We start from the raw sequence: 12246 nt of genomic DNA on the forward strand, positions 1-12246 counted from the left end.
ACTTTTAATCCACTAAATAGCAACTTAAAAGAGGCCATTGCAAACTCATTTCCAGTCCGCAACGGCCTCCCCTTAAGGAGTTTTATTTACTTTCTTTCACGCTCTTAAATCGCCCCAAGAATCCGTCTGGCATTATCAATCCTCTCCTGCGTTGGAGGTTTCACGCCCTCCAGCGGATAAGGAATCCCCAGCTTTTCCCATTTAAAAATGCCAAGAGTATGATACGGAAGAACTTCCACGCGCTCAACGTTTTTCAGTGTATGGATAAAATCCGCCAGCTGGTGCAGATACTCATCCTTGTCACTGCCCCCCGGTACTAACACATGCCGGATCCAAACAGGCTTACCCATATCCGAAAGCTCACGGGCCATGGCAAGAATATTCGTATTGGTCTGCCCGGTAAGCTTCACATGCTCCTGCTCATTGATCTGCTTGATATCCAGAAGCAGAAGATCTGTATACTTCATCAGCTCCAGCCACTTAGAATGCCACGGCTCCTTAGTCGTATAAGGATTTCCGCTGGTATCCAAAGTAGTATGGACTCCCGCTTCCTTTGCCTTACGGAAAAGCTCTGTGAGAAAATCCATCTGCAAAAGTGGTTCCCCGCCGCTCACCGTGATACCACCCTTATCTCCCCAGTAAGACTTAAACCGAAGTGCTGTCTTCAAAAGCTGATCCGTAGTGTACTCTTTTCCATCTGTCATATTCCAGGTATCCGGATTATGGCAGAACTGACAACGCATAGCACAGCCAGAAAGAAAAATCACATATCTCACTCCAGGTCCGTCCACAGACCCGAAGCTCTCCAGAGAATGAACATAGCCTTTTAACATTTCTAATTCCTTTGCATTCATATTTATAAAAAGGACATGCAACCTCTAACATATATTGTATTGCATGCCCTTTTGTTTCGCCGATACTATTTTAAAATATCAGACTTACATTCTGTCGTGGCAGGTTCTGGCAATAACATCCAGCTGCTGCTCTCTTGTCAGATCGATAAACTTAACTGCATAACCGGAAACACGGATAGTGAAGTTTGCATACTCCTCTTTTTCCGGATGCTCCATAGCATCGATCAGTTTCTCTTTGCCAAATACATTTACGTTCAGGTGATGTGCACCCTGGTTGAAATATCCGTCCAGTACATGTACCAGATTATCTGTACGCTCTTCATCACTATGTCCAAGAGCTTCCGGATTAATGGTCTGTGTATTGGAAATTCCATCCAGTGCATCCTCATAGTCAAGCTTTGCAACAGAGTTCAGTGAAGCAAGAAGTCCGTTCTGCTCTGCTCCGTAAGATGGGTTTGCTCCAGGTGCCAGAGGCTCTCCAGCCTTTCTTCCATCCGGAAGAGCTCCGGTAGCTTTACCATAAACAACGTTAGAAGTAATGGTAAGAATAGAAGTGGTTGGCTTGGAATCACGGTAGGTATGGATGTGTTTCAGTTTATCCATGAAGGTGGAAAGCAGATTTCTTGCAATCTCATCTGCTCTGTCATCATCATTACCATAGCGTGGGAAATCACCCTCAACCTGGAAATCAGTGGTAATTCCATCCTCATCACGGATAGCTTTTACCTTCGCATACTTAATAGCAGACAGAGAATCTACTACATGTGAAAATCCAGCAATACCTGTTGCAAAAGAACGCTCAACCTTGGTATCGATAAGCGCCATCTCAGCTGCCTCATAGTAATATTTATCATGCATATAGTGGATCATGTTCAGAGTTCCTACATACAGATGAGCCAGCCAGTCCATCATCTGGTCATATTTCTGCATAACCTCATCATAATCAAGATACTCGGAAGTGATCGGCTTGTACTCCGGTCCTACCTGAGTCTTTAACTTCTCATCCACACCACCGTTGATCGCATAAAGGAGGCATTTCGCAAGGTTTGCACGAGCTCCAAAGAACTGCATTTCCTTACCGGTCTCAGTTGCAGATACACAGCAGCAGATAGAATAATCATCGCCCCATACCGGACGCATAACATCATCGTTCTCATACTGGATAGAACTTGTTGTAACAGAAATATTAGCAGCATATTTCTTGAAGTTTTCCGGCAGCTTGGAAGAATAAAGAACAGTAAGGTTTGGCTCCGGAGCCGGTCCCATATCCTCAAGAGTATGAAGGAAACGATAGTCATTCTTGGTAACCATATGGCGTCCGTCAACACCAATACCTGCAACCTCAAGAGTTGCCCATACCGGGTCACCGGAGAACAGCTGGTTGTAGGACTCAATTCTTGCAAATTTAACCATACGGAATTTCATTACCATGTGGTCAACAAGCTCCTGTGCCTCTTTCTCAGTGATCACGCCATTCTTAAGGTCTCTTTCAATATAGATATCAAGGAATGTGGAGATACGTCCAACACTCATTGCAGCACCATTCTGGGTCTTAATTGCTGCAAGATATCCAAAGTACAGCCACTGGAATGCCTCATGAGCATTCTTTGCAGGCTCTGAAATATCATAACCATAGACCTTTGCCATCTCTTTCATTCCTTTAAGAGCGCGGATCTGATCTGCGATTTCCTCACGAAGCTGGAAATCATAACGTCTCATACCCTGACGGTCACTTGCTGCAAAGTCTTTCTCTTTGCCCTCGATCAGCGCATCAATACCGTACAGAGCCACACGTCTGTAATCGCCTACGATACGTCCGCGTCCATAAGTATCCGGAAGTCCGGTAAGGATATGGCTGTGACGTGCTCTTTTCATTTCTGGTGTGTAAATGTCAAAAACGCCCTGGTTATGTGTTTTGAACTCATATTTTGTAAACATATCATGGATCTGAGGATCTACCTTGTAGCCGTACATTTCGCATGCCTGCTCAGCCATTTTGATTCCGCCGTATGGCATAAATGCACGTTTCAGAGGCTTGTCTGTCTGAAGTCCTACAATCTTCTCAAGATCCTTCAGGTCTTCAGCAATATATCCTGGTCCGTATGCGGTCAGGCCTGTGACAACCTTTGTCTCCATGTCAAGCACACCATTGTTGGCACGCTCTGCTTTCTGCAGCTCCTGCAGCTTTCCCCACAGTTTGTCAGTTGCCTCGGTCGGGCCTTCCAGGAAAGAATCGTCTCCGTCATAAGGGGTATAATTGTGACGGATAAAATCACGAACGTTAATTTGTTCTTTCCAACGACTTCCTTCGAAGCCCTCCCACTGTGCAAAATCTTTCATTCTTGTACCTCTTTCTTTATTTTATAGTTCTCCGCGTATATTGAAGAATTGTTATTGGTTTAACGATTGTAGTATACGAGATTGTTTTTTTTCCGTCAATCGGTTTGGGGCATGCTTTTAATAAAGTACAATTTATCTGGTAAAAAATGGATTTCCCTATATATAAGTCCTATATTCTGTACTTTAATTCATTTTTCCATTTGTAAGTCCCATTTTCACTGTAGTAAATACAGAGAAATATTCTCGATATACTTTGTTAAATTTTATCAACTTAATTGAAGGGGGCTATCGCTTAACGAATAAATTTTCGTGAAGCTCTCGATGGTCTTATCTGCATCGCCATGTTCAATGCCATCACGGAGCGTGTTGCTGTGAACGAAGTGGACAATAACTTATACTCCTTTCTGCTTGCTAAAAATTTAAGTATTTGTTTTACTATTATCTTGTCATATGTTATCCTATTCTTACAACATTAAGGGGGAAACAAATGTAATGGAAAAGAAATCAAACCATTTTTCAGGACAGCTTGGTTTTGTCCTGGCTGCAGCCGGAAGTGCTGTAGGAGTGGGAAATTTGTGGAGATTCCCATACCTTGCCGCAAAGGACGGAGGCGGCTTATTTTTAATTATCTACCTGATTCTGGTACTAACCTTCGGATTTGCCCTTCTCACCTCTGATATTGCGATCGGACGGCGTACACAGAAGAGTGCCATCGGAGCCTATACCCAGATGCGTCCCAGATGGAAGTTCCTGGGAATCCTTACCTTCCTTGTACCAGTGCTTATTATGACCTATTACGCGGTCATCGGCGGATGGATTACCAAATATGCGGTGGTATACATAACCGGTCAGGCACAGGCAGCTGCCGCAGATGACTATTTTACAGCCTTTATCACCTCTTCCACTTCACCGGTGATCTTCGCACTGCTTTTCATGGGTGTTACTGCTTTCATTGTATACAATGGCGTGGAAAAGGGAATTGAAAAAGTATCCAAATGGATGATGCCGGTCCTGCTAGTTCTGGTCGTAGTGATTGCAGTGTATTCTCTTACGATTTCACATACGGATGCTTCCGGTCAGCTTCGCACCGGCTTACAGGGATTTCTTTACTACCTGACGCCTGACCTTGAAGGACTGACTGTGCAGCGTTTTCTGCAGATTCTGCTGGATGCCATGAGCCAGCTGTTCTTTTCACTCAGTGTATCCATGGGAATTATGATCACCTACGGCTCCTATGTAAAACCTGAAGTGAACCTGAACAAAGCGATCAATCAGATTGAAATTTTTGACACAGGTGTTGCCTTTCTTGCAGGTGCCATGATCATCCCGGCTGTATATGTGTTTTCCGGCACTGAGGGAATGGGTGCTGGACCAAGCCTGATGTTTATTTCCCTGCCAAAGGTATCTTCTGCAATGGGAAAAGCTGGTACCTTCGTAGGAATCCTGTTTTTCGTAACTGCTATTTTTGCAACCTTGTCTTCCTGTATTTCCGTACTGGAATCTATTACTGCAAACTGCATGGAAATTTTTCATACCAGCCGTAAAAAAACAGTTCTTGTTTTATCTGTGATCTACCTTGCAGCTTCCGCAGTTATCGCTTTGGGATACAGTATTTTCTATGTGGAAGTGAAGCTTCCGAACGGTTCTGTAGGACAGCTTCTTGATATTATGGATTACATCAGCAACAGTGTTATGATGCCGTTTATTGCACTGCTTTCCACGATTCTCATCGGCTGGGTCGTAACGCCGGATTATGTGATTAGCGAAATGGAAAGAAGCGGGGATAAGTTCCGTAGGAAAAAATTGTACCGCGTCATGATCCGCTTTGTTGCACCGGTTATGATGTTTATTCTGTTTTTACAGTCTACAGGGATTTTATCTTAAACTGCAGAGCATGTTTGAGGAAGACTTTCTGCAAGATGTGCCTCACAATTTGTGAAAGATTATATTGTAAAAAAACATCCAGCCTGCCATCGTTATATGGAGACTGGATGTTTTTTATAATTTGTAATTGTAAAGATACTGAAGCTTTATTAATTTCTCACTGCCAGCGGTGTTCTGCCTCTTCGATTTCCTCAATAAACATTAAAAGGAAGCTGATGAGAAGCAGGATGCTGGATACCCAGATGGCTCTTTCGCCGTAAGCCATTGAAAGTCTGCCGCCAATTCCTGCGCCAATGGCAAACAGGAAAATAATGGCGAAGTAGCATAAGGCCTGACGAAGCAGGCGTGGCTTTCTTTCACGCATGTAAGCGGAAAGAGCGGCAGTGCCGCTTCTCAGATTTCCGATACACATGGTGCTGGCATAGGCATTTCCTTCAACCTTTCGGAAGGTCTGCACCTGAAGGGCGCAGGAGAAGGATACCAGGGTGGTGGCAAGCACGTTCAGGTTCCCTGGGATGAAGCCAACCAGAAACAGCAGGATGATCTCTACCAGAAGGATTCCCTGGCGCCAGTGAAGGCGTCTGGCATAGCGGAATTTTTCCTGAATGCGTTCCGCTAACAGAACTCCAAGAAAGAATGCGGTCAGGGGAATGAGATAATGCAATCCTGCTTTCACTTCGCCGTTCATAAACCGCTCACTCATCAGTACCACGTTTCCGGTCTGGGCGTTGGAGAAAACGCCATCGCGGGTAAAATAGGTATAGGCATCCTGAAATCCTCCTGACACTGCAAGGAATGCACTGTTTATGAATGCTTCTGAGGTCTGTACCCTTTTATGATGGTCCATAATAAGCTCCTTCTTTCGTCTTTCGTATACATATCTTCAGATTATAGAATAAATAATGCTTTCTGTAAACATCTATTTTGATATGTGGAGTATATATATCTTATATGCCTGGAGCGTATTTGAAAAAGACTTTCTGCAGGATTTCCGTCACAATTATTAGTTTTCTTTATGCGCTTCCAGATACTCTTTTCTTCCCTCTTCATAAAGATTGTTGCCTTCGCTGTCAATAATGACTACAAGGGGCATATCTTCTACGTAAAGCTTACGGAGAGCTTCTGCGCCCAGATCCTCGTATGCGATAAGTTCCGCTTTTTTGATACATTTGGCAAGAAGGGCGCCGGCACCGCCGATGGCTCCGAAGTAAACACCGTGATATTTTCTCATGGCTTCTACTACTTCAGGCAGACGCGCTCCTTTGCCGATCATTCCGCGGGCTCCTACAGACATCATGGTTGGTGCGTAGGCATCCATACGGCCGCTGGTAGTTGGTCCGGCAGATCCGATGACCTGACCTGGTTTTGCAGGAGTTGGACCTACATAATAAATAGTTGCATCTGTTGGATCAAAAGGAATCTTTTCGCCTTTTGCAAGAGCCTCACACATACGCTTGTGACCTGCGTCACGGGATGTGTAGATGGTTCCGGTAAGGAGAACCTGATCTCCTGCGTGAAGGGTTTTTGCCAGTTCTTCCGTCAGAGGCAGTGTAATATGTCTTCTTTCCATGATCAGATCACCTCCGTTTTGTGGCGGGTAACGTGGCAGTTGATGTTGACTGCACATGGCATTCCCGCAATGTGAGTAGGCATTGTCTCAATGTTCAGGCCGATGGCTGTGGTTTTTCCGCCAAAGCCCTGTGGTCCGATTCCAAGCTTGTTTACTTTCTCCAGCATTTCATCTTCCAGCTCTGCATAGAATGGATCAGGATTGTGGGAATCCAGAGGACGCATCAGTGCCTTCTTTGCAAGAAGAGCACATTTGTCAAAGGTTCCGCCGATTCCAACCCCTACAACCATCGGAGGGCATGGATTCGGGCCTGCTGTCTCAACGACTTCCAGAATGAAATCTTTGATTCCCTGAAGTCCTGCAGATGGCTTGAACATACGGATCATACTCATATTCTCACTTCCGAAGCCTTTCGGGCCCACTGTGATCTTCACTTTATCGCCAGGAACGATTTCTGTATAAATCATAGCCGGTGTATTGTCTCCTGTGTTTCCACGACGTACAGGATCTTTTACAACAGATTTGCGAAGATATCCGTTTGTATATCCGCGGCGTACACCTTCATTGATGGCATCAGTAAGATCTCCGCCAACAAAGTGCACATCCTGTCCGATTTCCAGGAACACACATGCCATTCCTGTATCCTGACAGATCGGTACATTTTCGTTATCTGCAATATCAAAATTCTCGATAATATTGTCAAGAATACCCTTGGCAATCTCTCCGTCTTCGCATGCGCGACATGTTTTGATAGCGCATTTTACGTCTTCCGGAAGATGTTCGTTTGCTTCGATACAGAGTTTTTCGATGACGTCTGTAAGTCTGCTTACTTCTACTTCACGCATTTTGGTAAGCTCCCTTCTTTCATTTATGGCATACCGCCAAAAGGCGACATATCCTTTCACATTATATAAAAAGCTTCCGATACCGGCAATTTAACGGTACCGGAATTTCTTTTTAACTATCTGGTTATTATCTCTGCTCATGACGGGCATAGTTTGGAAGCAGTAACGGAGATACTTTATCGGTCTCTGCTCCTGCTGCTTTTAACTCTTTCTCATATGCGTAAATATGATCCAGGTTCATTTCTCCAAGCTCTACCTCTTTGCATTTTGCAGCTGCCTTTTTACCGGCATTTCTTCCGAATACGATTACGTCCAGAAGAGAGTTACCCATCAGTCTGTTTCTTCCATGGATTCCGCCTGCAGCTTCTCCTGCAACCAGAAGGTTCGGGATTTCTTTGGTAAATCCGTCTCCATCGATTTCCAGACCACCGTTCTGGTAGTGAAGAGTAGGATAGATCACGATCGGCACTTTTCTCATGTCAACGCCGTAGTTCATGTACATACGGAACATTGCCGGGATTCTCTTCTCAATAGTTCCCTCTCCTCCAAGGATCTCAATCATCGGAGTATCCAGCCATACACCTTTCAGTCCGCCAGGAACCTCTACGCCACGACCTTCCTCACACTCACGGATAACACCGGAAGCATTGACGTCACGGGTTTCCAGAGGGTGAATATAGGCTTCTCCGTTTGCATTTACAAGCTGCGCGCCAACGGAACGAACTTTCTCTGTTACCAGTGCGCCAAGGATCTGGGACGGATAAATGGCACCAGTTGGATGGTACTGGATGGAATCCTGATAAAGAAGGGAAGCACCTGCTCGGTAACCAAGTACAAGACCATCTGCGGTTGCGCCGTAGTGGTTAGAGGTAGGGAATCCCTGATAGTGCATTCTTCCTGCTCCGCCGGTTGCAATGACAACTGTTTTTGCTCTTGCGACGGAGTAATCGCCGGTTTCCATGTTAAGAAGAACAGCACCTGCTGTCTGTCCTTTTTCATCTTTCAGAAGCTCCACAGCGGAAGTAAATTCTACTACCGGAATGCCAAGGTTCAGAACCTCGTCACGGATAGTACGCATGATTTCAGATCCGGAATAATCCTTTGCAGCATGCATTCTCTTTCTGGAGGTTCCGCCACCGTGTGTGGTGATCATGGTTCCATCGTCTTCTTTATCGAACTCAACGCCAAGATCGTTCAGCCATTTAATTGCATCCGGAGCTTCCATTACAAGTCTCTTTACCAGCTCTGGCTTTGCAGCAAAATGTCCGCCGCCGAAGCAGTCCAGATAATGCTGTACAGGAGAATCGTTTTCTTTGTCAGCTGCCTGGATTCCGCCTTCTGCCATCATGGTGTTGGCATCACCGATACGAAGCTTGGTCACGATCATAACGTTGGCACCTGCATTGTGTGCTTCGATGGCACAGGAGGAGCCTGCACCGCCGCCGCCGATTACAAGTACATCTACATCATAATCGATTTTGTTAAGGTCAATTTTTTCATTCAGAAGACGGCTTTCGGAGTGAAGCATTTCTGCCAGCTCCAGCGGTGCCTTCTGTCCTTTGTTTGGTCCTACTTTGATTTCTGCAAATGCATCCGGGTTATAGTCTGGATGGAATTTCTTAAGAAGAGCATCTTTCTCATCAGCGCTCAGACGTCTTGGCTCTGTTGCCATACGCTGTGCTCTTGTAGCCTCTACCTTTTTGATGGATTCCATCATATTTTCTGGATATGGTGCGTACATGTTTTTATGCCCTCCTTATTTCTCAATTTCTCTGTTGTTATAAAGTTCTTCCATGTCTGTGATCGGTTTCTGCATGATCTGCTCGATCAGATCATCGTATTTGCCTTCATGGATCTCTTCTACACGTTTTTCAAGATGCTCACTCTTAGGAGCAATGTATTTTCCTGTGAGACGTCTTGCAAGAAGACCTACCATCGGGTGAGAGATACCTGCCGGACATCTTACGGAACAGCATCCGCAGCTTACGCAGTCAAAGGATTCTTCTGCACATTTCTCAAGCTCGCCTCTCTGTGCATATGCGATGTACTGCATTACATTTAAGCCCTGGGTACATGCTTTTGTACATGCGTTACAGCCGATACAGCTGTAAATTTCCGGGTAGAGCTCCATCATGACCTGCTGGTTTGGCTGAAGGTCTTCGATGTTGTAGAGTCTCTTGTCTGTAGGGAAGAACGGGATGCTTGCTACATACATGCCTTCCTGTACCTGCGTCTGACAGGCAAGACAGGTTTTCAGTTCGTTGTCGCCTTTGATTCTGTAGATTGTGGCGCAGGCGCCGCAGAAGCCGTGACGGCAGCCGCAGCCGCGTTTTAAAGTGTATCCGGCATATTCCATGGCCGTCATAATGGTCAGGTCAGCTGGTACGGTGTATTTTTTACCGAAGAAATATACGTTTACCATATTTTCCATTTTGGGAGTTCCTTTCTTCTGATTGTCTAACTCTATCTCTTACAAATTGTGTTACTCAGGATAATAATAATTACAACATCTATGACAATTAAAACTAATAGCACATAAACAAAACTGGATGGCAAAAAGCTTTCAAATAGTCCGGTTATCAGAAGGAGAATAGCGATCACGCCCATTCCAATTCCGTATACACGGCACAGCTTTTTCTCATCATATCTGGCTTTCTCTTCTTTTGAAGCAGTGTTATAGCCAGAAATAAATTTGCTGCCATGACCACTTAGTAAAGCAATGGTCAAAATTACAAAGACAGCAAAGACGACCCAGAGTATCCAGTCTGATCCATGAGCTGTATCTGCCAATGTCATAAAAATCCCCCTTGTATTTACTGAAACTTTTGGGTTTACTTAGTACTCGTCAGGTAACTGGTCAATCTCGTCCATTCTAAATACCGGACCGTCTTTGCAGACATATTTAGATCCAATGTTGCAGCGTCCGCATTTACCAATACCGCACTTCATGCGAAGCTCCAGTGTTGTGTAAACCTGGGTTCTTGTAAATCCAAGCTCCTCAAGGCCCTGAAGTACGAATTTGATCATGATCGGCGGTCCGCAGACTAATGCGACTTTGTTGGTGTCGAAGCCGATTTCTTTCAAATAGGTTGGTACGAAGCCTACATGTCCGTCCCAGCCTTCCTGCTCACGGTCGATGGTCAGGTAGACGTTTACGTCTTTTGCATTCATCCACACTTCCTGGATCTCTTTTAATTTTACAAGATCATCTGCGGAACGGGAACCGTAGAGAATATCTACAGTGCCATAGTCATCGCGATTGTCAAGAACGTAGTTGATTACGGAACGAAGTGGTGCAAGACCGATACCACCGGCAATAAACAGAAGATTTTTGCCTTTCAGCTTATCCTCTACCGGAAAATGGTTACCATATGGTCCACGTACTGTGATCTCGTCTCCCACCTGAAGGCTGTGAAGATAAGAGGTCAGCTCACCACATTTCTTAATACTGAATTCCTGATACTCTTTATTTGTAGGAGAGGAAGTAATGGAAAACATACCTTCGCTTACACCTGGGGCGCAGACCATAGCGCACTGGCCTGGCATATGCTCAAAAAGCTTTCCTCCATCCGGTGCTGTTACACAGAATGTTTTTACATCCGGAGTCTCCTCATGAATGTCTGTGATCACGCCAACCTGCGGGATCAGAGTATCCAGAGTATAATTTTTATGACAGGTACACTCGCTCATTACTTTTCACCTCCATGCTTTTCAAAAGCCTTGATCACCTTCACAATATTTAAAGATGACGGACATTTTTCCACGCAGCGGCCACAGCCTACACAGGAGTACATACCGTTGTTATTAGCAGGGAAATATACAAGCTTGTGCATAAATCTCTGACGGAATCTCTGCAGCTGGCTGGTACGGTTGTTTCCGTGAGCCATCATTGTGAAATCGGAATACATACAGGAATCCCAGCAACGGTAACGCTTTACACCGTGTCCTGTGTCGTAATCCTTGATGTCATAGCACTGGCAGGTCGGACATACAAAGGTACAGGTTCCGCATGCCAGGCATGGTTTATATAAAGTCTCCCAGACAGGAGAATTAAACTTCGCATCTGTAGCATTTCCATCCCATCCTTCCAGGGAAAGATGTGTATATGGAAGCTTTTCTACAATGTTATGGATTGCTTCTTTTTCAGCATCCACTTTTGCCTGATCGCCGTCAGCCGGGGTAAGAAGTTCTTTTACAGCTTCTGTAAGAGCCTCTCCTTTTTCCGTAAGGGCTTTCCAGTAAAGGCTTCCCTCCACCATCCAGGCTGCTACATCGGCAATTCCTTTTCCATCGGCGTCTGCTTCCGGATCTGCTGCATCTGTTCCAAAAACCTTACAGAAACAGGATTCCTCCGGCTCATGACAAGCCAGGGCAACGATAGTTCCATGGTCTCTTCTTGCTGCATAGAAAGTATCAACAGGATCAGCAAGAAAAACCTTATCCAGAACTGCAACCCCTTTTACATCGCAGGCCTTCATGCCAAATACAACGAACGGACGGCTTCTCAGCTCTTCCGGCTCTACGGTCAGCTTCTTTCCATCACGAACACAGGTGTAAAGTGTTTCGCTCTGTGGGAAAAAGGCATCTTTGCCGGATTTTACGGTTTTCAATGTCTCAAGGTCTGCCTCTTCTCCTTCATTCCAAAGGCCGAAGTTGGTCTGTCCTGCCTTTTTGATCGGAAGGATCAGATCCTGGCTTTCTGCGATTTTCCGGAATAATGCTTCCAGATTTTCTTTTTCAATCTTATACATAC

General features: G+C 45.1%; 11 protein-coding genes. 1 reads left to right on the forward strand and 10 read right to left on the reverse strand.

The window, feature by feature from the left end; translation table 11 throughout:
- Positions 1 to 104: 104 nt before the first annotated feature.
- Positions 105 to 833, reverse strand: a complete 729-nt coding sequence (gene pflA, locus PGQ38_RS05165; protein ID WP_173716030.1) for a pyruvate formate-lyase-activating protein — start codon at positions 831 to 833, stop codon at positions 105 to 107.
- A 105-nt stretch (positions 834 to 938) separates the two neighbouring features.
- Positions 939 to 3194 (reverse strand): formate C-acetyltransferase, encoded by a 2256-nt coding sequence (gene pflB, locus PGQ38_RS05170; RefSeq protein ID WP_204452669.1) that lies wholly within the window; start codon positions 3192 to 3194, stop codon positions 939 to 941.
- Between the two features lie 492 nt (positions 3195 to 3686).
- Here pflB and PGQ38_RS05175 point away from each other — a divergent pair, with 492 nt between their 5' ends.
- Positions 3687 to 5078, forward strand: a complete 1392-nt coding sequence (locus PGQ38_RS05175; protein ID WP_204452667.1) for a sodium-dependent transporter — start codon at positions 3687 to 3689, stop codon at positions 5076 to 5078.
- A 157-nt stretch (positions 5079 to 5235) separates the two neighbouring features.
- Here the strand turns inward: PGQ38_RS05175 and PGQ38_RS05180 are convergent, their stop codons facing one another.
- From PGQ38_RS05180 to PGQ38_RS05215, 8 genes are all read right to left on the reverse strand, one after another.
- A complete protein-coding gene (locus tag PGQ38_RS05180) occupies positions 5236 to 5925 on the reverse strand; it encodes a YoaK family protein (protein ID WP_118578147.1) in 690 nt (229 codons plus the stop codon).
- Between the two features lie 156 nt (positions 5926 to 6081).
- Entirely contained in the window at positions 6082 to 6648 is a 567-nt protein-coding gene (locus PGQ38_RS05185; protein ID WP_204452665.1) for a Fe-S-containing hydro-lyase, read from the reverse strand.
- Between the two features lie 2 nt (positions 6649 to 6650).
- On the reverse strand, positions 6651 to 7493 hold the full coding sequence (locus PGQ38_RS05190) for a fumarate hydratase (RefSeq protein ID WP_148461094.1): 843 nt from the start codon (positions 7491 to 7493) through the stop codon (positions 6651 to 6653).
- Between the two features lie 127 nt (positions 7494 to 7620).
- Positions 7621 to 9234 (reverse strand): FAD-dependent oxidoreductase, encoded by a 1614-nt coding sequence (locus PGQ38_RS05195; protein ID WP_118578144.1) that lies wholly within the window; start codon positions 9232 to 9234, stop codon positions 7621 to 7623.
- 15 nt (positions 9235 to 9249) lie between these two features.
- Positions 9250 to 9924, reverse strand: coding sequence for a 2Fe-2S iron-sulfur cluster-binding protein (locus PGQ38_RS05200; RefSeq protein WP_118578143.1), 675 nt, complete (start codon positions 9922 to 9924; stop codon positions 9250 to 9252).
- 32 nt (positions 9925 to 9956) lie between these two features.
- Complete coding sequence (locus tag PGQ38_RS05205) at positions 9957 to 10289, reverse strand: DUF3784 domain-containing protein (protein WP_118578142.1); 333 nt, start codon at positions 10287 to 10289, stop codon at positions 9957 to 9959.
- Positions 10290 to 10328: 39 nt separating this feature from the next.
- Positions 10329 to 11183, reverse strand: a complete 855-nt coding sequence (locus tag PGQ38_RS05210; RefSeq protein ID WP_021924662.1) for an FAD/NAD(P)-binding protein — start codon at positions 11181 to 11183, stop codon at positions 10329 to 10331.
- A complete protein-coding gene (locus PGQ38_RS05215) occupies positions 11183 to 12244 on the reverse strand; it encodes a 4Fe-4S dicluster domain-containing protein (protein WP_173716026.1) in 1062 nt (353 codons plus the stop codon). The genes PGQ38_RS05210 and PGQ38_RS05215 overlap by 1 nt, the downstream gene beginning before the upstream one ends.
- Between the last annotated feature and the right edge of the window lie 2 nt (positions 12245 to 12246).

This window comes from Blautia faecis (genome assembly GCF_027662325.1).
Lineage (GTDB): Bacteria > Bacillota > Clostridia > Lachnospirales > Lachnospiraceae > Blautia_A > Blautia_A faecis.

Bases quoted from the DNA above. Each gene is read 5' to 3' on its own strand.
- pflA (WP_173716030.1), bottom strand. From the start codon at position 833: ATGTTAAAAGGCTATGTTCATTCTCTGGAGAGCTTCGGGTCTGTGGAC.
- pflB (WP_204452669.1), bottom strand. From the start codon at position 3,194: ATGAAAGATTTTGCACAGTGGGAGGGCTTCGAAGGAAGTCGTTGGAAA.
- PGQ38_RS05175 (WP_204452667.1), top strand. From the start codon at position 3,687: ATGGAAAAGAAATCAAACCATTTTTCAGGACAGCTTGGTTTTGTCCTG.
- PGQ38_RS05180 (WP_118578147.1), bottom strand. From the start codon at position 5,925: ATGGACCATCATAAAAGGGTACAGACCTCAGAAGCATTCATAAACAGT.
- PGQ38_RS05185 (WP_204452665.1), bottom strand. From the start codon at position 6,648: ATGGAAAGAAGACATATTACACTGCCTCTGACGGAAGAACTGGCAAAA.
- PGQ38_RS05190 (WP_148461094.1), bottom strand. From the start codon at position 7,493: ATGCGTGAAGTAGAAGTAAGCAGACTTACAGACGTCATCGAAAAACTC.
- PGQ38_RS05195 (WP_118578144.1), bottom strand. From the start codon at position 9,234: ATGTACGCACCATATCCAGAAAATATGATGGAATCCATCAAAAAGGTA.
- PGQ38_RS05200 (WP_118578143.1), bottom strand. From the start codon at position 9,924: ATGGAAAATATGGTAAACGTATATTTCTTCGGTAAAAAATACACCGTA.
- PGQ38_RS05205 (WP_118578142.1), bottom strand. From the start codon at position 10,289: ATGACATTGGCAGATACAGCTCATGGATCAGACTGGATACTCTGGGTC.
- PGQ38_RS05210 (WP_021924662.1), bottom strand. From the start codon at position 11,183: ATGAGCGAGTGTACCTGTCATAAAAATTATACTCTGGATACTCTGATC.
- PGQ38_RS05215 (WP_173716026.1), bottom strand. From the start codon at position 12,244: ATGTATAAGATTGAAAAAGAAAATCTGGAAGCATTATTCCGGAAAATC.